Source organism: Pseudoalteromonas sp. XMcav1-K (genome assembly GCF_044005875.1).
GTDB lineage: Bacteria > Pseudomonadota > Gammaproteobacteria > Enterobacterales > Alteromonadaceae > Pseudoalteromonas > Pseudoalteromonas spongiae.
On the sequence record NZ_JBIPJE010000044.1, the window covers coordinates 12,859 to 36,258 of the forward strand.

At 41.1% G+C, this 23,400-nt stretch carries 15 protein-coding genes and 1 pseudogene; 7 read left to right on the top strand and 9 right to left on the bottom strand.

Annotated elements, in window-relative coordinates:
- The first annotated feature begins 573 nt into the window (after positions 1-573).
- Genes ACHSBP_RS12445 through ACHSBP_RS12455 form a run of 3 tightly spaced genes read left to right on the top strand, consistent with a single transcriptional unit; the run spans position 574 to position 5,234 of the window.
- Complete coding sequence (locus ACHSBP_RS12445; RefSeq protein WP_395388991.1) at positions 574-1,818, top strand: MFS transporter; 1,245 nt, start codon at positions 574-576, stop codon at positions 1,816-1,818.
- Between the two features lie 10 nt (positions 1,819-1,828).
- A complete protein-coding gene (locus ACHSBP_RS12450) occupies positions 1,829-2,695 on the top strand; it encodes an ROK family protein (RefSeq protein WP_010558840.1) in 867 nt (288 codons plus the stop codon).
- A complete protein-coding gene (locus tag ACHSBP_RS12455) occupies positions 2,688-5,234 on the top strand; it encodes a family 20 glycosylhydrolase (RefSeq protein WP_010558839.1) in 2,547 nt (848 codons plus the stop codon). The genes ACHSBP_RS12450 and ACHSBP_RS12455 overlap by 8 nt, the downstream gene beginning before the upstream one ends.
- Before the next feature lie 285 nt (positions 5,235-5,519).
- Here ACHSBP_RS12455 and ACHSBP_RS12460 read toward each other — a convergent pair whose 3' ends face one another.
- Positions 5,520-6,359, bottom strand: coding sequence for a GNAT family N-acetyltransferase (locus ACHSBP_RS12460; RefSeq protein ID WP_010558838.1), 840 nt, complete (start codon positions 6,357-6,359; stop codon positions 5,520-5,522).
- Between the two features lie 217 nt (positions 6,360-6,576).
- Between ACHSBP_RS12460 and ACHSBP_RS12465 the strand changes: the two genes are divergently transcribed.
- From ACHSBP_RS12465 to tyrS, 3 genes and pseudogenes are all read left to right on the top strand, one after another.
- Complete coding sequence (locus ACHSBP_RS12465) at positions 6,577-7,023, top strand: hypothetical protein (protein WP_010558837.1); 447 nt, start codon at positions 6,577-6,579, stop codon at positions 7,021-7,023.
- 248 nt (positions 7,024-7,271) lie between these two features.
- Positions 7,272-8,072, top strand: a complete 801-nt coding sequence (locus tag ACHSBP_RS12470; protein ID WP_010558836.1) for a LuxR C-terminal-related transcriptional regulator — start codon at positions 7,272-7,274, stop codon at positions 8,070-8,072.
- A gap of 90 nt (positions 8,073-8,162) precedes the next feature.
- Positions 8,163-9,412: pseudogene (tyrS, locus tag ACHSBP_RS12475) on the top strand (tyrosine--tRNA ligase).
- A 193-nt stretch (positions 9,413-9,605) separates the two neighbouring features.
- Here the strand turns inward: tyrS and ACHSBP_RS12480 are convergent.
- From ACHSBP_RS12480 to ACHSBP_RS12510, 7 genes are all read right to left on the bottom strand, one after another.
- Positions 9,606-11,294 (bottom strand): diguanylate cyclase, encoded by a 1,689-nt coding sequence (locus ACHSBP_RS12480; RefSeq protein WP_010558835.1) that lies wholly within the window; start codon positions 11,292-11,294, stop codon positions 9,606-9,608.
- Positions 11,295-11,606: 312 nt separating this feature from the next.
- Entirely contained in the window at positions 11,607-13,784 is a 2,178-nt protein-coding gene (locus ACHSBP_RS12485; protein ID WP_395388994.1) for a carbohydrate-binding protein, read from the bottom strand.
- 396 nt (positions 13,785-14,180) lie between these two features.
- Positions 14,181-16,766, bottom strand: coding sequence for a TonB-dependent receptor (locus tag ACHSBP_RS12490; protein ID WP_395388995.1), 2,586 nt, complete (start codon positions 16,764-16,766; stop codon positions 14,181-14,183).
- Positions 16,767-17,001: 235 nt separating this feature from the next.
- Positions 17,002-18,600, bottom strand: a complete 1,599-nt coding sequence (locus ACHSBP_RS12495) for a glycoside hydrolase family 3 protein (RefSeq protein ID WP_395388997.1) — start codon at positions 18,598-18,600, stop codon at positions 17,002-17,004.
- Between the two features lie 124 nt (positions 18,601-18,724).
- On the bottom strand, positions 18,725-19,522 hold the full coding sequence (locus ACHSBP_RS12500) for an ATP-binding cassette domain-containing protein (protein ID WP_010558831.1): 798 nt from the start codon (positions 19,520-19,522) through the stop codon (positions 18,725-18,727).
- Complete coding sequence (locus ACHSBP_RS12505) at positions 19,515-20,507, bottom strand: ABC transporter permease (protein ID WP_395388999.1); 993 nt, start codon at positions 20,505-20,507, stop codon at positions 19,515-19,517. Before ACHSBP_RS12505 ends, ACHSBP_RS12500 begins: the two co-directional genes overlap by 8 nt.
- 9 nt (positions 20,508-20,516) lie before the next feature.
- Positions 20,517-21,611, bottom strand: a complete 1,095-nt coding sequence (locus ACHSBP_RS12510; RefSeq protein WP_395389001.1) for a substrate-binding domain-containing protein — start codon at positions 21,609-21,611, stop codon at positions 20,517-20,519.
- Between the two features lie 177 nt (positions 21,612-21,788).
- Between ACHSBP_RS12510 and ACHSBP_RS12515 the strand changes: the two genes are divergently transcribed.
- On the top strand, positions 21,789-22,982 hold the full coding sequence (locus ACHSBP_RS12515; protein ID WP_010558828.1) for an ROK family transcriptional regulator: 1,194 nt from the start codon (positions 21,789-21,791) through the stop codon (positions 22,980-22,982).
- Between the two features lie 68 nt (positions 22,983-23,050).
- On the opposite strand, the gene ACHSBP_RS12520 is transcribed toward ACHSBP_RS12515, so the two are convergent.
- Positions 23,051-23,227, bottom strand: coding sequence for a hypothetical protein (locus ACHSBP_RS12520; RefSeq protein ID WP_157813591.1), 177 nt, complete (start codon positions 23,225-23,227; stop codon positions 23,051-23,053).
- Between the last annotated feature and the right edge of the window lie 173 nt (positions 23,228-23,400).

Here is a 23,400-nt window from a genome sequence, read left to right on the forward strand (position 1 = left end):
TCGTGCATAACAAAAGATACTATTCTATCAAGTAACGATACTTTTCAATTTTATCGTTAAGTTGTATTTCAGACTATTCGCTAAAAGTCGAACAAGTATGTACCTATAAAATTAACGGGTTACTTATTAAAGTGGTTTAAAATAACCTAAATGCTGTGATACCGGCTTCAGCTCCTGTTTTGTTTGGAGTAATTTGATTCGATATTTACAATAAGTAGATCCGCTTATCTCAAAAAACTCTCAAAACTTACAACATTTCAGCGGTGATGGGCGCATTCAATTAACGCTCCATCAAAAGTCAAAATCACGCCTGAAATGATCGAAAACAGCTGTTAGCTTGATTGAAAAGTATTATTAATAAATAGAAAAATACCGCTATCTATTTCTTTATCTTGGCACACTAGATAACGTTTACAGTCTACTCGGTATTTCCCCCTAAGAAATCACCTTACAGGACATGTAAGCGCGAGGCTGTGGCAATCCCCTTGTTTTTGTCGCAGCCTCACCCATACGCTCTTGGCGAACGAAAAATACTAATAAACGAATAAAGCCAATAATAAACAGGAAATAATCATGAAAGCCTATCCCGTCGTGCTCTTAGTCTTAATCACCTTTTTTGTGATTTCGTTTGTTTCAAACCTACTCGGCCCTATTTTTCCCGCACTGATTGAAAGCTATCAAATTGGTCTGATGTTAGCTGGATTTTTCCCCTTTGCCTTTTTTGCCGCATACGGCTTAATGTCAATCCCAGCGGGACTAATCGCACAAAAAAAAGGGGAAAAATTTGTTATTTTACTGGCGTTTGCGTTGGCGGCACTCGGCGCTATATTATTTGTATTATTGCCTAATTTTGCTATGGCAATGTTTGCGCTGTTTACCATTGGCAGTGCGATGGCACTACTACAAGTAGCGATTAATCCGCTGCTTCGACGCGCCGGTGGCGAGCAAAACTTTGCCGCTTATTCTGTATCGGCTCAATTATTATTTGGTGCAGCAGCGGCATTATCACCATTAGTGTACAGCACTCTGGTTAGCCACATTGAAAATGGTACACCAACTGGGCAACTACTTGCGGCCTTCACTGAACCAAATAAAGCGTGGCTAATTATGTATGCGCTATTTGCGGTTATTAGCTTAGTGATGTTGGCCATTACTTTTATTACTCCAATCGCGCGCGAGCCTCAGCAACAACAGAACAGCAACCTTGCCGATTCGTTAGCACTTTTTAAAGACAAAACCGTATTACTGTTTTTTATTGCAATTGCCTGTTATGTCGGTTTAGAGCAAGGCATTGCGAACTCGATTTCGGTCTTTTTAGAGACTTACCACGGACTTGATCCCAATACCCAAGGCACTGAAGTGGTCAGTCAGTTTTGGTTATTTTTAACCATTGGCTGTGTATTAGGGTTAGTGCTGTTAAAAGTGCTCGACGCTAAATTAGTGCTAAAACTGTTTTCTCTGGGTGCTGCAGCGTCACTTGCTTGCGCTATTTTTGGCAGCAAGCAAGTTGCGCTTGTGGCGTTTCCAGCAGCAGGCTTCTTTTTATCAATTATGTGGTCTGTACTGTTCTCACTTGCGCTAAATTCGGTTGCAAACGGTCACAGTGCAGTGTCTGGTATTTTATGTACTGGCATTATAGGTGGTGCGTTAGCATCGCCGATTATTGGCTTTATCGCAGAGTTTTCAGACGATTTACGTGTAGCACTGTTAGTGTTGTTTATTCCACTGGGCTTTATTTTCAGCGTTAGTATTTGGGCTAAGCCGCTGATTAAAAATCACACCATTCAATTTAATAAAAAACGTATCGCAGTAGATTAAGAGAGCAGTAATGACTAGTTGCAATACCCCGTTTATTACCTGTGTTGACTTAGGCGGCACTAAACTTGCCATCGCAAACATTGCAGATGGCAAGATTATTAAATCGCATACCTTGCCAATTGATGCGAGCTTAAGTAAAGACGACTTTAACGCGTTTTTATTTAATAATTTAGCCCCCTTTGTAACAAAGGCATGCCGTGGCATTTGCATTGGTGTGCCAGGCTTAGTCGAGAGTGATAGCGGCTTTGTTATTGAGGTGCTCAATATTAAACACTGGCAAAATGTGGCGCTTAAAACGCTGCTTGAAGCGCGCTTTGCTCGGCCTGTTTTAGTGCATAACGATGCCAATTGTTTTACCTATGGCATTTATAAGAGCGAAGCCTATCAGGGTTATGAAAATTTAGTCGGTGTCACCTTAGGCACAGGCCTTGGCGCGGGCTTAATCTTGAATGGCCGCCTTTATACCGGCAAACAATCTGCCGCTGGCGAGTTTGGTAGTTTCCCCTATTTAGACGGCATTATCGAAGACTATTGTTCAAGCCAGTTCTTTAAAAAACAAGGTTTAGATGGCGCTGCCACTTATCAGCAAGCACAAGCAGGTGATAACCGCGCACTGGCGGTGTTTGCCGAACTAGGTAAGCATTTAGGCCACGCACTAGTACAAGTAGTGCAAGCGTTTAACCCTGAAAAAGTGGTGTTTGGCGGTGCAATCGCCAAAAGTGCCCCACTGTTTATTGATGCGTTACAGCAAGCATTACTTAAGCAACTGCCGCAAAGCGTTTATAGCGCACTGCAAATTCATTACACCCAAGATACAAATACTGCGCTGTTTGGCGCTTATCAGCTTTTTTTAGAAGAGGTAGCAACAGGTGAATAAGTTATTAGCCCTTTCTGTTTTATGTGTAGTAACACCGAAGCTTGTCAATGCCAACCAACACACCATCGATACGCTTGCCAACGAGCTTGATGTTAACTATCGCTTAATTAGTGCCAGCCCCAAAAGTTGCCCAGGCGATGAAAAAAAGTGTTACTTATCTGAGTTAACACTGACCAACCCAAGTGACCTTAAAGACACCAACTTTGCCATATTTTTTAGCCAATTGATGCCAATTTATGCTGTGGAATCACCGCACTTTGATATTAGCCATATCAACGGCGACGTTCACAAAATTTCCGCAAAAAAACACTTTAAAGGGTTTACTAAAAATACCCCAGAGGTGATCCATTTTTACAGCAAAGATTCGCAAATTACCCGTTCCGAATTTATGCCAAACTACATTATTAGCGATAGAGCTGCGAGCGATAAGGTAACTGCACGCAAGATTAAAAGCACCCATACTCGCATAGATCCTGAAACCGGTCTTGAGCGCCAGCCCTACCTTGCGCCATTTACCTCACTTGCGCAGTTACGCGTAAGCAAACAAGACCAAACGCCGTGGATGTCGCCACAATATCTCTATCAAACGCAGTTAAAACCGAGCCTTAACACGGCGCCAGTGAGTTTAATCCCGAAACCAAGTCGCCTTAACATTAATTCAGCCGATAATCTTGTAAAGCTCAGCAAGGGGCTAAACCTGTCACCTGAGCTTGCCAACAATAACGCGCTGTCTGCGGCGTTAACGCGCCTTGAACTGTTCGGTATTGGCCATTCCAAAACAGGCATTCCAACACAACTTAACATTGATAATACACTCGCCAATGAGGCCTATCAGTTAACCCTAGCGCCCAATGCCATTACCATCACAGCGAGCAGCAACACCGGTGCATTTTACGCACTAATGTCGATTGCGGGCTTAGTCAGCCTGGATAATTTAAGCGTACCAAGCCTTACCATAGTTGATGAACCGCATTTTGAATTTAGAGGTTTGCATATTGATGTGGCACGAAATTTCCGTAGTAAACAGTTTATCTTAGATACCTTGTCACAAATGGCGGCCTACAAACTCAATAAATTGCACCTCCATTTAGCCGACGATGAAGGTTGGCGCTTAGCCGTTAACGACTTACCAGAGCTGACCGAGGTCGGCGCATATCGCTGTTTTGACTTAACTGAAAGCGAATGTTTATTGCCACAATTAGGCGCAGGTATCGACAAATCGAGCCCAGTTAATGGCTTTTATAGCAAAGCAGACTACCAAGAGATTTTAAAATTTGCTGCGCTTAACCATATTGAAGTCATTCCATCGCTGGATATGCCAGGGCATTCACGCGCTGCGGTAAAAGCCATGGATGCGCGTTACAGAAAATACATGCAAGTGGGCGAGCAACAAAAAGCCGAGCAGTACTGGTTAAGTGAAGCAAATGACACCACCCAATACTCATCAATTCAGCATTATAACGACAACACTCTCAATGTTTGTTTGCCAAGCACTTATACTTTTATTGAAAAAGTGATTGATGAACTTATCGCGATGCACCACGAAGTTGGTGTAGAGCTTGCCACTTATCATATTGGTGCGGACGAAACGGCCGGTGCGTGGCTTAATAGCCCGGCATGTAACGCCCTTAAAGCCAGCACACCTGAGCTAACCTCATTTAACGGCTACTTTATTGAAAAAGTATCGCAATTAGTCGCCAGCAAAGGGATAAAAGTAGCGGCTTGGAATGATGGTTTAGGTGATACTAATCCACAGAATATGCCGTCAAAGGTACAGTCGAACGGCTGGTCGATGATCACCGAGGGTGGCTACAAGGAAGTACACCAGCAAGCCAATTTAGGCTGGGATATGGTACTTTCTACACCCGAAGTTACCTACTTTGATTTCCCTTACCAAAGCCACCCTGAAGAGCGCGGCAATCATTGGGCGGCACGTGCCATTGACGGTTATAAAGTGTTTGGCTTTATGCCCGAAAACTTACCTGCTCACGCAGAAATTTGGCAAACCAAAGAGCACCTCGCATATCGCGCTGATGATAACCAAGCGCGTCTAAACCAAGGTATTCAATTTAAAGGCTTGCAAGGCCATTTATGGAGCGAAATGTTACGTTCAGATAACCAAGCCGAATACATGCTTTATCCGCGCTTATTGGCGCTAGCTGAACGCGCTTGGCACAAAGCCGACTGGCAACTTAGCTACGCTGAAAAAGGGCGTATCTATGATAAGCAAAGCGGTGTGTTTACGGCACAAAAACAAGCCGAAAGGGATACTGATTGGCAGCGCTTCGCCGCGTTGGTTGGCTTAAAAGAAATTGCAAAGTTAGAAAAGCAAGGAGTATTTTATCGCGTACCAACCGTTGCAGCAGCGGTTAATAACGGCAAGCTAGATGCATTTACGCCTTACCCTGGCTTTGCAATTGAGGTGCAAGATAAACAAGGCACTTGGCATGCAATTAACCACATCAAAGATGTAAACGATGCTCGTTATATTCGTGCGCGCAGTGAAACACGCGTTGGTAGAAGTCTTTCGTTAAAATAGACTGTGTGCGCCGCTTTACGTTTACGCTAGCCTAAAGCGGCGCAAATAATATATACCGATTTGCTACAAAGGGGTAACTTTTAGTTATTTATAACAAAAGTATTAGCTCACCTAGCACCATGATTTAAATGATAAAATAGTACTTTTAAACAGCTTTACACACCTTTTCTGGGGATAACCCTCTAATGATTATGGATGAAGGTATTAGTTTCCAAATAGACCAGCGATACTATTTAAATAGCAAACAACCATTTCATCATAAAAGGCTTATTTGTTTTTTGCATGTTAACCCAACTCAAAGGTGGTAATGCCATAAATTTTATCACGTGCGGTAGCGGGTATTGTTTTTTGATACATGCGCATTGTGGCAAACACTACATCCATGCGTTCCGATTCAGCTAAAGAGATTGCCTGTGGGTTGTTTTCGGGCACATCTAAAATAATCTGTTCCCCTTGAATATCCACCTGCAACGCCTGAAAAAGCGATAATGCAATATCTGGCGAATCAGCAAAAAGCGGCCCTACTTTATAACCTTCCTGACACTTGCGCCTGACTGCATAACCTTTAATTTCACCGTTTTGTAAAAAGCATACAGACTTACCCTGAGGTTGTAATAACCACGCAGCTAGAAATTGCTCACGCGTAGCACCAAAACATGGCTTATCGTAAGTTAAAATATGAGGAAGATGTTCTTTTTTAATATCAACAACCTGCGCCGAACGAGTTGTCGCATTGGCTAATTTTTGAAAGCGTTTATTCTGATAATAAGGCACGTAACCGATGCGCTTGTATATCTCGACATTTTCCAGCACACCATCAATGCCAACATTTCGATCGCCGCAATATGTTAAGCGGTGTTTGGTCAGAGTTAAACCATAACCCTTACCTCGATGCTCAGGTGCAACAATATACAAGCCACAAAACGCATACGTGTGATCATAAGTGACCGCACTGCCAACTGCGACAATTTCACCATTTAACTCTCCAACAAAAAAGCCATTGGGATCTGCCAAATAAAACAGCTCAGCATCGTTTAAACCTGGGTTCCAACCTTCTCTTGCAGCCCAATCAATGGCGATTTTTAGCTCATCAGCCAACATAGGACGAATTGTAAATTCTGACATGAAACCCGCTCTTTATAGTTGAAAATCAAATTATTTGAGTGTGATTCTTAACAGCCTAACGTCTATGCTATCATCTGTAAATTAAACGGATTAAAAACAAAATAGTGTACTGTTGTTTACCTTGGAGATAAAAAATACTTAACTAATTTAAAAATCAGCCGACATCTATCGCGTATGGCCTAAATCTCTTTGCTTTATTAATTAACCAAGGACAGTAATGAGCATTTCTAGCATCAGTAGTATTCATACTACTACCTCACAAAAAACAAATCCGGATAACAACATTGATAGTGCTGAAAACAAACAAGCTGACGAAGAAAATAGCGATGTTCAGGTATCAATCTCAACAGAAGCATTTAAAAAATTAAAAGAAAGTAATAACCCTGAAAGTGATAAAAAATCTGAATTACCTGAACATATTCAACAAATGATCAAAGCAATTGAGCGCATCGTTGAACAAATCAAAGTAGCAGAACAAACACTAATTGAGGCCAAAAGTGCAGATTATGAAAGTGAAGAAGTAAAACAAGCAACATTGGATGGCCATCAAAGCCATTTAAACTCTCTTGAGATTGCTCGTTTTGATGCAGTTAGAGCATTACAAGAAGCAATGAAAGAAGCTGGCATTCAAGACATGAGTATCATAGCAGATTTAATGAAATAATATTTTTTTACAGTGTGACAATGAACAACAAGTAAAAATTTAAGTTCTTTAGTGTTATTCTTAGTACTTATTTTATCTGGGCGAAAACACTTCATTTTGAGCCAAAAAATAGCTAAGCAATGAAGGTTTGGTTAAGTAGAGAATAGTTGAGTATGTAAGTTTATTAATAATTAACGATTCTTACTCCGCTTTGAGCAATTTAGGTAAATACGCTATGTTAAAACGCCCTATTGTTAATAAAACGCGATATGCCTCAATCAGAATTTAATAATCTACTTGCTGACTCTATTTCCTCTCTTAAATCACTGAGTTTTGCATCTAAACTAATGAACCTAGTCGGTTCCATAATTGATTATGACTGCGCCGTAATTTTGGGTCTACGTGAAGGAAAACACCCTATATACCTTTACGATTCAATTGAAAGTAATCGTGAGTTACTTTTCTATCATTACCTCACTCGTGCTTTTCAAGATACTCCTTTCTACAAAATGTTCAGCAATAACAAACAACAAGGTGTTTTTGCATTAAAAGACGTTGTTAAATGGGAGCTGGGATTTCAAACATACAGCAATAAATTTTACCTACAAACAGGCTGGAAAGATGAGCTAAGTATTCTCATTAATGTTGAAGCAACACGCTGGGTCGTTATCTTTTTAGGTCGCATTCATGCAGGAAGTTCATTTTCGTTGTTAAACGTCAAGACGTTAGAGTCGTACTTTACAATCATTCAATCTCTATGTAAGCAACATTGGAAACAAACTGAATTCTTGCTTGCTGAGCAAGTCATTATACCTGAGTCTTACACAGACAATAGACGAGAGTTTATACGAGAAGCCCTACACTCTTTTGGCAAAGATTTACTTTCAACTAGAGAAAAGCAAATTGCCCGTTTAATCTTACAAGGGCTTGATACTAAAGAGATAGCAAAACAATTAGGCATTGCCGAAGGAACGGTAAAAAACCACCGTAAACGTATCTACGCGCAACTTAGAGTGACATCTCTCAGTGAACTTTTCCAAATCTTTCTCAATCACATTATTATCCACTAAATTGAGCCATTATCCCTTTAGGGATATATCGCGTTTAAGCTTGAATTCGTAATCTGTACATCACTAATTTATAAAAATAAGACGTTATAGATGACACTTTTACAGGAACTACAAACACGCGGATTAATTACTCAAGCTAGCGATTTGGCGCAAATACAGAAGCATCTTAGCCAGTCACAAACTGTTTATTGCGGTTTTGATGCCACCGCAAGTAGTCTACATATCGGGCATTTAGTTCCACTCGTTTTACTCAAACGTTTTCAAGATGCCGGACATCGAGTAATTGCTCTTGTTGGTGGTGCAACAGGCATGATTGGCGACCCAAGTTTCAAAACTATAGAACGCAGTTTGAATGCGAAAGAAGTAGTAAGTGATTGGGCCCAAGAACTCATGACTCAAATTGAGTGTGTACTTACGCCCCATCTAACTAAGCCCATGCTCATCCTCAATAATGAAGATTGGATGAAAGAAGTTAATGTCATTGATTTTTCCGTGAGGTAGGTAAACATTTCTCACTCAACAATATGCTCAAGCGCGAATCTGTTAAGCAACGACTGCTAAGACCTGACCAAGGTATTTCCTTTACAGAATTTAGTTACGGGTTGCTTCAGTCCTTTGATTTTACGGTTCTTAATAGAAAGTATGGTTGTAGTATACAAATTGGAGGAAATGATCAATGGGGTAATATTGTAAGTGGTATTGACCTGACACGCCGTCTAAATGACAAACAAGCGTTTGGTTTCACTCTACCGTTAATAACTAAATCTGACGGTACTAAATTTGGAAAAACAGAATCCGGTACAATATGGCTTGATCCGAACAAAACATCTCCATACATGTTTTACCGGTTCTGGTTATCCGTGGACGATTCTGATGTTTACAACTTACTTAGGTTCTATACTTTTTTGTCCTGTGATGAAATCGACCTGATAGCGGTTAAGGATAAAGCCTGTAACAATAAACCTAAGGCACAAAAAATTCTTGCGCAACATATGACCCGCTTTGTTCACGGCGACCTTGGAGTACTCAGCGCTGAGCGTATTTCAAGAGCCCTCTTCACAGGTAACATAGCCAAACTGAGTTATAGTGATCTAAAACAACTTGAGTTAGATGGCCTTCCAAGTATCGAAAGCTCTCAGCAAGACATTATCGAATTGCTGGTGGAATCAAAGTTAGCTAAATCAAAGCGTGTTGCAAAAGAGCTAATTAAAGATAAAGCGATTAGTGTAAATGGATCAAAAATAACATCAGACGATATCCAATTAGGTTTACCATTGACTGATAATCATTGGCTAATTCAGCGTGGTAAGAAGCATTTTTGCTTAATCAAGCGTAAATAAAAAATAAAACTAATGCGTTTTAACTTTATATTGTTAGAGTTAAACGCATTATTAAAGTATTTGCTAACAAGTTTTTAGGAATATCCTCAACAAAAAATAAACCTTATTAATTGTCTACTTAGTATCAGGTTAGACACAGTTATCAAAACGGTAACTTTCAATTTTTCACATGTCAGTTTTTATCTTAATCAAATCAATCGGCAATTGTATTATCAATAGAAGTAGCGCAAACTTGATTTCTACCCGCATGTTTTGCTTTGTATAGCTGTTCATCAGCAGCCTTTAAACAACTTATATAATCTACTTTGCTTGTTGAACTTGTTGCACATAAACCAATACTAACAGTAACATATTTACTGACTTTAGAAAGCGCATTAGGAAGGGCTAAAGCTTCGACCATCTTACATATTTCGTTGGCTACTGTTGTTGCTTGTTCTTTATTTGCTCCTATAAGCAGAGCCGCGAATTCCTCTCCACCATATCGTGCAACAAGGTCCCCAGTACGACTTATTCGCTCATTTAATGTCTGTGCAACTTTAATTAAATACTCATCTCCCACGTTATGCCCTTGACTATCGTTAACCGATTTAAAAAAGTCTATATCGATTAACAATACTGAAACCTCTATGCCTGCTCTCGCGCTTCGAACCCATTCTGTATTTACGTAGTTATCAAAATATCGACGATTTTTAAGCCCAGTTAAAACATCAGTTTGCGCTATTTTTTGCAGCTGGGTGTTTGCATCTTGTAATTCAGAGGTTTTTGCTTTTACTTTTTGCTCTAAAATTAAATTGCTGTTAATGAGTCTGTCCGCCATTTTGTTTAAAGCTTGTGCTAGCTTTCCCAACTCATCATCTGAAAAAAACTCTATCCGTTTAGCTAGATCCCCTTCACTTATCATTACGGCAACCTCGGTAATTGATAACACTGGCTGAGTAATTTTTTTCGCCAAAAAAAGTGATGCTAGCAACACAACAAAAACAAGTAATATAATGAGATAAATAATCAATTGCTGCAGCTCATCATTGAGACCCCGCACTTCTTGCTGATCCATTTTTACAATAATCGCGATATCTAATTCATCCATCTGTCGACTTACCGCAAATACAGGCTTGTTGCGATAATCTTCTGTCATTATTAGCTGATCGCTTTTATCTCTATACTTACGGTCCATAAATATTGCTGCACTGCTAGATTTTTCAAATAACTGCGGATGGCTTTCGAAGCGAAGCGGTGTAAAAAACAAGATATTTTTATCCGCAGAACGCGTCGCCATAATCACCTCGCCTGTTTTTCCAAGCCCTGTGTAATCACGTAAAAATTCATTTAAGCTGTGAGTGTCTACCGACATAACTACAACGCCTATTGTTTCGCCTGTTAAAATTAATGGAGCTGCGAACACAATAGCAGGCACATCGCTTTCTCGCTCACCGAGCAATACGTCAACCGCACGACTTTGTTTTCCTTGTAAGTAAAAGGGCTTGTTAGAAAAATCTAGGTATTGCTTGGCCGGGTTACTCGCAGTCAACACTTTGCCATCGATATCTAGAATAAAAATATCTTTAATTGATGATGTTTGCGCGATCGCATCCGTAATAATGCGTTGCACCAGTTTCAACTCTTGCGCATCTTTATTGGTTAAATAGTTAGACAACGAAATACGGAGCTGGGTGCGACTTTTAACCAAATTTAGTTTTTCAAAGTTACTGTCAATAAACGAACTCATGCGTTGATACTGAATATTTGCAATAGACAACAAATGATAAGTTGCAAGATTTTTCACTAACCGCTGAGAGTTAAAATAATAAACAGACGTAATTATAGTGTGAGTAACAAACCCAAGTAGCAGCAATATCAGTAGTATTTTGTATTTAATGCCCATAGAGTTATCTCAAACAGTAACCTATTAACCCAACCTTTATATTAGTTGATATTTACAAAGATGCTTCTGGGTGCATTCATACAGGAGGAGGTAAATAGGTTAATTATTTCGATTTGGCTTAACTATAACCTTAATTTATTGCACGTCCGAATGTGCACTTAGCGATAGCGTAAAAGTAATGAGGGTAAAAATTGTGTGATGCCCTATCACATCACACTAATTTAACCTGAGTTTAAGTTAGTCGCTTTAAAAATGTCCATGCACCTCAACTTGCGAGCCAACAACTCTAGCTGAGCCTAAGTAATTTCGTTTTTACTGGCAGTCACTTATAAACTTCCACGGATCACCCGCAGTCGGCACATTATTTTGCGACCACCATTTGGCCTCGTATATTTTGCCTTGATAAGTGACTTGCATACCGCCCGTGTAAACCTCTGACGAAAGCCATGCATTTGGACAAGAAACCCCTTGTTCAAAGCTCACAGAAATAGTGTGATTACTACTGATAGCATTAAAGGTATAAGCATTTGCTGCGTTGACCGTTACCCCATCAACTGTAATGTTTGCCACGCGATAACCACTGTCTGCAACAAAATTAAGTGTGAAGTCAGTGTTACTTTTTGCTCTTAGCTCGCCATTTGCATTAGGTAGTGGTGAAATACTGCCACCATTACCCACCACTGCCGCTGTTACCGTGTAATACACTGGAATATCGATTGTCGCGTCACTAAAACTACCATTAACAAATGAAAAGTTTGCTGCACTTAGTGTTGTGACATCGGTATTTTTGAGCACTAGTCGTTTTTGATCGCCTTGCGACGCCGCTGCATCAAGTGTAATGACCGTATCCGCCCCCTCTTGCGTTAACACTAGCATCGAAAAACTGTAGTTAAACAGTGGCATACTAATCACAGTTTTTGCTGCATCAAAACTGTTAACCGACAAGGTCATGTTCCAGCCCCAGTTTTGGCTATTAAGTGGAACAATAAAGCCTAAACGGTCATACCCACCGGTTACATTATCAAACATATCTGGCGATAAATCGGCGATGGTTAACCCCACTAACTCAACCGAGCTATAAATGCCGCCATCTGCTGCTTGCACGCCAACCACCAGCGCATTATCCGTTTCGTACGCTTTTAAATGTTTAAAACCAATCCCTGCAGTGCCCCGAATTTTATCTAAGCGTGGATTAAAGTTATTAACCGTTTGCGAACCCGACCAAGCAATTTCATAAATTTTTGATTCTGCAATCACAGCACTTGGATTTGCGCTAATTTCAGCGGCGCTCACACCTTCAATCACCACACGTTGATTAGCAAAGCTAAGCTCTGCACCTGCAGCGACATCAGCTATCTGTAAATTTGCCAATGGCGCAGTTGCTGTCCAATCTCTTAGCACAATAAAATCTTCTGCAAGGGTGAAACCGCGCACTGTAGTGATAGCGCTGTCATTTTGATGTAACGCAAGCGTATCCACTCCGCCACCTAATATTACAAGATCATTACCCCAGCCAGCGGATAATGTTTCTGCGTAGCTTGAGCCTTCAATTACATCGTCAAAAGGCGTATCGAAAATGGTATTATAACCACCAAATTTATGTACATATTTAGTGATGCAAGTGCCTAATTCGTCACACGTAATTTCATCCTTTGTTAATAAACGTGCTGTGCCCCACGCACCGCGTAAATGTGCTGCGGCTAACAACCCCGACATAGTCGCTTGCACTTGCACTGGATTGCCATTGTCATCAACATCCGGCCAGCTTTTTGTAAGTGCTTCTGCCCATGTCATATTGGCATCACTTAACAATTGCGTCATCACACCGTAATTAAAATGCATGGCATCGCGAATAACCAATTCTTGTTTTTCTGGCTTAATTAAGTCAGCAAATGAGTTAACACCGTTTTTGCCAACGAATGTGCCTTGCCAGTTATTAACATCCGTTGCTAAGATTTTATTGCCACCAGAGCCGACGATTTCGACTAACGCTTCAGTTTCGCAACCAATCCACGTCGAATCATCAACAAAGACATAAAAACTGTCGTATTCAACACCGTCTACGGTAACCACTTTTGGACTGTAATACCCTGCATCAATTAATACTGCTTCACCTAGCTGATAACCAACAAAGCCCCACGCATTCATTGAGTTGTACTGCATGCTCTTAAACATTTCTGGGTCGTTAGGGGTTTGCGCGTTGTAAAAATGGTCGACCCCCAATTTAGTGAAAAACTCATTGATGGTCGTTGGCTCGGGGATCATGCTACCAGTTGAGCAATCACGCACCATACGACCGGGTGCACTTACCCGTGCATAGTTATAAACAGGATTGTTGAGGTTTTCGAGATAAAAATCGGCGAGATTTGGGTTTATACCCGATTCAAAGTTTCGCAATGAATCTAAAAAGTCTTGAATACCAGTACCTGCATTAACATTACAGCTAATTAATACAGCCAGTGCGCAAGTAGTCATTTTAGCGTGACGCATTAGGGTGTCCTTCTTAAAATTGTTTACAAGTTGCTAATTTTGCAAAAGTTAAATTTAAGTATGCTTAAACAATCGCATTGTCTTGGTTAAACCAGAACTGCGCTAAATCTAATGGTCTAACATAATTCACACTAACGCTTGACTAAAATTTAGTCAATATAATTTACTTATTAATTTAACTTTTTATTTACATTTTGAAATGGTGATAATTGTGAGATAAAGATAAGGCAAACTGGGCAGCTTGCCTTAGGGGAACACGAGCCACTAATCTAAACAACATAATTCGGCCCATCTGTGTTAGACGGATAAACGTTGCTGATGTGGTATTGGTAATACTTTTGCATTCAACAACTTAGAATATAGCGGTTTGAGGCACATTAGCCTCAAATCTTTTATTTAAAAGCGAATGCTGGCGCCAACAAAGTAACGGGTACCGAATTCATCGACACTGTGAACAATATTGCCCGCCTTAGGTTGACGCAATACCAATGCTTCGTTGAGCAAGTTCACCGCTTCAAATGACATATCTACATTTTCTGTAACATGCCAAATAACCGATGCATCTAATTGATCATACGCATCATTTAGGCTGTCTAAGCTACTACCATTGTACTGACGGACCCAGTCATCACGGTAGTTATAAGCTAAACGTACACTAAACATTTCGTTTTCAAAGTAACCTGATAAGTTAAATGAGTTTTTAGACACTTCTTCAATTGGTACTTCTTCGCCGGCTGAGTTGGTACGTGCACTGTCGGTATACGTGTAATTAAACTGAGCACCAAAACCATTACCAAAGTCGTGTTGGTATTGTAATTCAATACCTTGCACATCAGCGGTGCCTACGTTACGAGAACGTGTCACTAAACATTCAGGACCACACCCAGCATAGTTCTCTTTTGCTGTGGTTTGCTCTATGTAATCACTAATATTTTTTATAAAGAAAGTCGCACCAACAATCGATGACGGATTAAAATAATACTCTAAGCCCATATCGTATTGGTCTGATTTGTATGGGTTTAATTCAGGACTGCCCACATTAGCTGTTTGAAAACTTTCAGAGATAATGTCTGCTACTTTCATATCGTCATAGTCAGGACGCGACACCGTCGAGCCTGCTGCAACACGGAAAATAAGGTCATCTGATAGGTCCATTGCCACATTCACACTTGGCAAGTAATTGGTATAAGACTTTTCAACTTCACCCGCTACGCCGTTAATTTCGCCAACTGAAAGAATATCGGTATCGACGATACGCAAGCCTACGTTACCGCGAAAGCCTTCACCTGAAAAATTAGCTTTAACATAGGCCGCGGTAATGTCTTCTTCTATTGAAAATGCGTCACGTACAGAAATGCTACTAGGCTTGTTTGCCTCGGCATAACGCCAAATATCGCGACTCGCTACTGGAAACGACGACATACTTCCCGCGCGCCCTTCTGCTGAGTGTAGGCCAGATACAAAACCGCCATTAAAATCAGCTAACGAAAGACCCTCAGCTATTGCCGCTGCAAGGTCAAGATCTTGGTAATTACCTTGTGATGAAAACGCTTGTTGTTGATATTTTAAACCCGCTTGAATTGACGTTACTAAGTCGCTCTCTAACAAGAAAGTAAAATCAGCCTGGGCGTAATCAATTTCGTTTTCACGAATGTAATTGATATATGTAAACTCTTGAAATAGATCAAAGTTACTGTGTGAATCAAGATAGGCTGGATTCGTTGGGATGAGTTCCAGTGGACCAGCGACATCAAAGCTAAAACTTGAATTTTCGGTGTTGGTGATATCCCCCCACCACGTACTCGACTGCAACGTTTCACCTTTAGCATCCGATTTACCAATTACAAAATCAGCAGACCATGTATCCGCCTCATATTCAACGGTAAAGTTAAGCGCATCGGTTTGCATATCAGGTTTACGCAATACCGCATTGTTAAAAAGTGGTGCAAGTCCAGCACCTGATGCACGCGATGTTGCTTGAGTAACAATGCCGTTTGCATTTTCAACTACCGAATCACCTTGCATTTGGCCAAAACCAACAATGGCAAACATCGCTGAATTGACGTGATCGTTCTTCAATTCAAATAAATTGTAATTTAAGTTAAACGATAAGTTATCGCTTGGCGCGTATTGCAATGTCAGTTGAGAGCTTGCACGCTCGCGATCTTCATCGAATAAAATAGATGACATAGCGCCATAAGAGCTACGCTCTACGCCATTAGAATCAGTAAACGTGGCGTTTCCAGCGGGGCCAAAATTCGACAAGGTTTCGCGGTATACCTTTGACTCTTCATTGGAATACGCGAGTAACACACCAAACGTTTCGCTGTCATTCTTCCAACTGCCTAACGCTGAATACGCAGGCGACCAGTCTTCAGCATTGTTGTGATACATGCCTTCAACCGACGCAAATACAGTCCCAGCATCCATATCAAGCGGTTTACGGGTTTTAAGATTAACCGTACCGCCCATCGCGCCTTCATTAATATTAGATTCAACGGATTTATACACATCCATGCCAGCAATCTGCTCCGACGCTAACATTTCAAAGTTAAAGCTGCGGTTCATACCGCCCAAGTCAAACCAACCAACGCTTGCTACATTTTGACCGTTTAATAGCACCATACTGTGCTCAGGCGCCGTACCACGAATGGTTACTCCGTTCACTTCACCAAATGTTCTAACAACTGTCACACCAGGAATACGTTGTAGTGCATCACCGATGTTTTTATCGGGAAACTTACCAATATCTTCAGCTGAAATTGAGTCGACAACAGCATTGGCAAAGCGCTTTGTATTGAGTGCTTTGGTTAAACTTCTGCGAATACCACGCACTTCAATGGTCTCAATGTTGTCATTTTCAGCCAGTTGTTTGCTCTCTTGCGCTGACAAATTAAAGGTCATGGCACAAAGCGCTGCACCAATACACAATGACAGGCGCGTTGCTTTTAGTGTTACCGCAACAGGTTGGTTAGTCTTCATCTTGTTGTCCTTATTATTATTTATAAGTTTTCAAATGTTATGTGGTCTCACTGCCGCTAACCAACTGAAATATCTTTGCATTCTCAGTCAACTCGCTCCGTCAAAGCACTGCCTTCTCCCCAGACGCATGCAATTGCCACTTTAGTTTATTTGTATTAGTAAATTATTTTGATTAATTATTTATTAAATCATTTTGACTAATTGTCAAGCAATTCTCATTCTTTTTGTTTAATTTCTATAAAAGTGACGCAACATACTTTGCGGCACAGACACGGCTTGAGTAAGCACAAATGTAAGTCGCCAGTTCTGTATAGTCCGTTAGTTCGTAATCAGAGCGCATAGCAATCACCACTACTTGCTTGCCAAAGCGTTTTAGCGCGCGTTGTACTAATTGCTTTTGCTCCGCTACATCAAAGCTTTCTCCGGGTAACGGATAATCTTCGGTAACAATTACAAGCGGTGTTGAAATTGTCTCATCACAACCTTCAAGCAACGTTAAAAACTCATCAAAAGGTAATAAGTTTACTTTACTTGTGCGCTGTTGTAGGCCCTGAATAATGGTATCTTTTGCAGATCGGGGATCGTTTGGCCCAATACCTCGACTATTTACTAAGCTGTCATATTTTTTCGGATGCGCGGCAAAGGTGAGAGTAAACTCACGACCCGTAAGTGGCCAATTACCCGCCTCATTCCGCAACACCGAAACGCTACTGCTAACCGCCGTTTCAATTAACGCTTGAATATCGTCTGCAGTTAAGTGCTCCGGCGTTTTTACAACATTGAGCTTGTCGTATTTAAACGACAACACATGGTGTAACCGTTCGTTTATCACGGCTTCAGCAAGTTGCCCTGATTCAACTGCGTGGATCACCCCATTTAACGTAGCAAGTTGCAGCGCTTTATAATCAGTTGCACTGTTTTCATAGTGCTCTTCGCTTAGCATCACTAAATGCGCACCTGCTTTTAACGCTAAAATCGCGGCTTCAGCAGGTTGGTAGTTTTTACGCATTGCCCACATATTCATACTGTCGGTTATGATCAGTCCATTAAAGCCCATTTGTTGCTGTAGCAAGTTGGTTAGGATTTTTGATGACAATGTTGCAGGATAAGTATCGTCAAGCTGTGGGAAGCGAATATGGCTTGTCATAATCAGCGATACACCGGCATCAATTGCCGCTTGAAACGGTAACAAATCACCCTGTTGCAGTTCGCTCAACGTTTTGTCGACGGTTGGCAAACATTGATGGGAATCACTATGCGTGTCGCCATGACCCGGAAAGTGTTTTGCCGTTGCCAAATTGCCGCCGCGTTTAATACCCCTAACTGCTGCTGCAACATGCGTTGCGACCTGCTTAGGCGTTTCTCCAAATGAACGCAAACCAATAATCGGGTTATTTGGATTGGTGTTAACGTCAGAGCAAGGCGATAGCAGTGTGTTGTAACCGATTTCATGCATTTGTTCAGCAAATACCTGATACATTTGCTCAGTTAGCTCTGGTTTATTGGCTTTGCCAAGCGCCAAATTTCCCGGTCCTAAATCGGTGTGCTTGGCTAAAATCCCCCACGAGCCTTCTTGGTCAACACACAGCAATAAGTGGGCATCGCACGCACGTAACTGGGCTTGGTGTTGCAGTTCGTCAGCTAATGTTTTCGCATCTTTAGGTGTGGCAGCGTTGTCATCGGTAATATAAAAACCACCCACATGATGCGATTTCACCAACTGTTTCGCATAATCAATATCGGGCCCAGCAAATGCCAATACAAACAGCTGCCCAATTTTTTCAGCTAACGTCATAGTGCTAATTAGCTGAGTTACTTTACTGTTATTATTCATGATTTCTCCAAATTTAGGCCGCAAGAGACCGCTTTTATGAATTAACATAAAAGTAAAAACATTGGTTAAGTGAAACTTTTGCTATTTGGCTTAGCGCTAGCAATCGCGCAAAAGCCAAAATCCGTTAAGCAACCTTGGACGTAGTAACGTCGAGTGCTGTTTTTGCGCCCGTGATTAAACTGACTAAGTCTTCTTTCGTAACATCACAAACAGATACATCGGCAACAGATTGTCCTTGATATAGCACTACTGCCCTATCACAAGTATCAATCACATGCTGCATATTGTGGCTGATCAGAAGCACTGCCACCCCTTGCGAGCTAATCACATTTATTAATTCATTTACCTGAGCACTTTGCTCAACACCTAGGGCCGCAGTCGGTTCATCCATAATCACAATGTCCGCGCCCCAATTGACCGCTCTGGCAATAGCAACCGCTTGTCGTTGCCCCCCAGAAAGTGATTGAATTTGCGCCTGAAAGCTTGGAATACGGCTGTTTAAGCGATTAATTGCTTTTTTAGCGCGCTTTTCCATGGCTTTTTTATCAAGCCAACCAAAGGCACGTAATAGCGGGTTTTTATGCTTTATTTCACGGTTCAAGAATAGGTTATCGGCAATATTAAACTCTGGCACCATGGCGAGGTCTTGAAACACCGTTTCAATTCCCGCATCACGCGCTTGCTCTGGGTTGGTTATGTGTACGGTTTTATCATTCACCAAAATACTGCCGCTGTCGGGCGCATGAATGCCTGATATGCAGCGCACCAATGTTGATTTACCCGCGCCGTTATCACCTAACAAACCCACCACTTCACCTTTGTTGATTTTAAAGCTGACATTTTTTAACGCAGTTACTGCACCAAAGCTCTTTTTAATGTCTTTTAATTCCAGTGCAACTTGATCTAATGCTGTTCTAACCATTTTTAATCTCCTTAACACCAATTGCTACGGCAACAATTAATATTAGGCCTCGAGCTATCATCTGTTCATTGGTCGAAAAGCCAGATAAAATCAAACCGTTATTAATTAAGCCCATTAACCATGAACCAAGCACCGCGCCAATAATACACGCGCGCCCGCCAAATAAACTCGTGCCACCAATGGCAACTGCAGCAATCACGGTAAGCAAATCTGCCTCGCCTAATGTATAGCGCGCGCCATGTAAGCGACCCGCATATAAAAGCCCTGCAAGCGCTGCTGCCATAGATGAAATGACTAAGGCATAAATACGAATGCGCGTTACCTTAATCCCCATAGCAAGCGCCGCTTTAGGGCTGCCGCCAACCGCCAAAAGGTGTCTGCCAAAGGCCAGTTTGGTTAATGCCACATAACCAATCGCAGCAATAACAACCGTCCATACTAATAACGATGGAATGCCAAATAATTCGCCTGCGCCAAAAAATCCGGTAAAGCTACTATTAATAATGGGTACCGATTCTAAATTAGTGAACTGACGCGCAAGCCCTGTGATAACACCCATTGTGCCAAGTGTGATTAATAAAGAAGAAACCTGTAATCGCTCAATTAAAAAGCCATTTATTAAACCGACAAACAAGCCTACGCACATTGCGCCAAGTACCGCCAATGGTATCCCGGTATACTGCAACAAAACCGCACCGACCAATGCTGATAAGGCCACCACGGCGCCAATAGATAAATCGATATGACCCACAGCGAGCGCAAATGTTAAGCCAACAGCCATCACGGTAATAGGCGCTGTTTGACGAATAATATTCATAAAATTAGTCAAACTAAAAAATGCGGTGTCATGCAGTACAACGGCAAAAAGCAATAACACGGCGACGAAAATATAGTAAATAAATAGTTCGCGCTTAAAGGCGTATTTAACGACAAATTCGGCAATGCGCGATTTTGTCTCTATGGTAGTTAAGTCACTGGCACTCATTATTTTTCCTTATTGTTTTAGTGCAAGGTCAAGCATTTTAGGCAATGGCGCTTTAAATGCTTGTTGCCAAATATCAGCAATATTGTCTTTCGTAACAGCATCATATGGCACCAAAGTAAAGTGCGGTGCAGGTAGGTCTAATGTTGCTAATGCACCTAACTTAGCCATCGTTGCGCCAATAACATAAGGCCTATCGGATATGGTTGCGAGCATGTTGCGCTGCATCGCCATATCGAGCAAATTATTAACGCCAAGGTCGTGTGTTACTACTTTAATATCGCGATTACCAAATGAACGCAGTGCCTCAATAACACCTTCTGCTGCGGCATCCCAAGATACATAAATCACATCCAGATCAGGATGTTGCAAAATCATTGCCGCGGCGATTGCACTTGTTTCATGCTCTTTAACAAAGCCTTTTTCGACAACAATTTTATGACCCGCTAAGGTGGAAACTTGTTTACGAAATGCGCTATCGCGATTATTGGTAATAAAGTACTTTGCATCGTGAAAAATCATGCCTATTTTGGCGTTCTCACCAAATGCTTGTTGAATACTTGTTGCTGCAGCTTTGCCCATTCCGAACATATCGTCGGTTACAATGCCAACATACTCTTTGCCATGGCGAAAGCCTGGTATTGGGTTACTCAACAGTACTAACTCTGTACCTGCATTGATGGCTTTTTGGTAACTTTGCTTAGTGCTTGTGCCATCAACACTGAGTGATAACAAAATGTTAGGTTTTAACGCGGTGATATTTTCAAGATCAGCAACTTGCTTGGCCGGATCAAACTGTGCATCAGTACTGGCAACCACTTTAATGCCAAGCGCTTCAAAAGTATCGCTCGCACCACGAGATACTGCGCTTATCCAAGGGCTTGCACCATGCCAAGCCATAGCAGCTGTAAGCGATTTTTGTTTAATCTTTTGGGCTTGTTCTTTGCTTATCGTAATTGATTTTGCTTGTTTTGCCTGTTGCCAATCGATATTTTGTTCATCGGCGTGAGTTGGCATGGCGAAAGAGATGAGTAATCCCGCGGTTATTGGGATTAGTTTTTGTAATTTCCTAATATTTCGCCAAATTGGCTGTCCTTGCTCTTTCATTTTTGAATTCTTTTTATACAATGGATTTTGTTATATTTATGCAAATGGTTAATTATGTCAAATGTTTTGACTAATTAATTCTGGCGAAAAATACCAGTTAATAATTGCACATCCATCATTACTCAATATATCATCGTTTAAACTTCTGAATTTTGGGATAAAAGCAGGACATTTCTTTTGAAAGGATCAAACGCAAAGCAAAATAAAGCGCTTAATTTACGCTTAGCCCTGTCCCAAATTGTTGCTTTGGGTCCAATCTCCCGCGTTGAGATCGCTCGAAATACTAATCTGACCAAACAAACAATTACCAATATGGTTGAAACCTTATTGGAGCATGATCTGGTGTCTGAAGTTGGCATAAAAAAAGCCGAAGGTGCCGGTAAACCCTCAAAAATGCTCTGTTTTAATGAGAAAGCGGCGTATTCGATTGCCATTCGCATTATGGAAAATGAGTTGTTTGTGGGTATGTTTAAACTCAATGGTGACTGCATCAATAGCTTAACTACGCTATTTTCACCTAATGAGCTGGTGAGTAAAGCCACTTATTTAGTTAACACCTTAGTTAATATTGAAAATATCGATAGCAGCAAGGTGCTTGCCGTAGGTCTTGCCATGCAAGATAGCAATAACTTTGCATTAGATGCGCACAAAGTAGCAAAAGAAACCCAAGTCGCCCTTGCCGAAAGCCTAAACTTACCTGTTGCGTTAGAAAGCACCGCATCGGCGTGTGCCGCATACCAAATGCTGTTTGGTGAAGCTCAAACGCTGCAAAGTTTCGTTTATGTACATATAGGTAATCGAGTTGAATCATCCGTTGTTTATAACCGCGACATTTTGCTAGGTCAAAACGGCCTAACAGGTGCGTTAGGCGATATATTTGTTACTCCCGAAACGGATAACGATACTGGCGAACTAGGCCGTTTAAATGACTTTTCATCGCTTAATTCATTAAAAGCGGCGCTCAATATTGATAATCAAAAGCACGATGATTTCTTAGCGAATTTAACTGCTGATAATAAGCTTCTTGAAAGTTGGGTTAATCGTGCGGAAGAACCAATGCGCATCGCGATTCATACAATAGAGTCTATTTTTAATAGCCAAACGATTATTTTAGGCGGCGATATAAACGAATGGTTACTCGATACCTTAATTAAGCAGCTTCGCCCTTACATTCCAAGCATCGCACAATATGGCGAGCGTCAAGTTATCCGCTTAATTAAAACCCCAGAAGTTAGCCAAATCACGCAAAAAGGTATCGCTACGTTACCACTTTATGCGGCATTAGGCTTTGAGAACCATCATATTCTTTACTGCCCAACCGCGCTACAAGCAACTCCTTTGCAGGCACTTATTTACGCGTTAGACGCATAAAAAAACACTTGCTGGTTGAAGGCAAGTGCTTTTATGGTTGAGATACTGTAACTGTAAAATTATAAATATTATTTATGACGAATTAAGTATGTCGCTAATGCTGCAACTGAGCCGATAACTACCGCACTTGCCATACCTGCACCCACTAATGTGCCAATGGTTGCGCCTAATGCAAAAATTGCGATACCACCCTCTACAAGGTGTGAAACGTCAAAATCGAATGTTGTGTTATCTGCTGTTGTCATGGTCTTAATCCTGTTGTGTTGATGGGTTTAGTATAGGCAGATCCATCAACTGAAAATTGGCTTTGTGTTTAGCGGTAAATTTAAGTGATATTTGGTAAAAGCAGGGGATAAAGCGTGTACAGAGTTAAAAATAAAAAAGGCGCAAATCTAGTTACTTGCGCCTTTTCACTCAA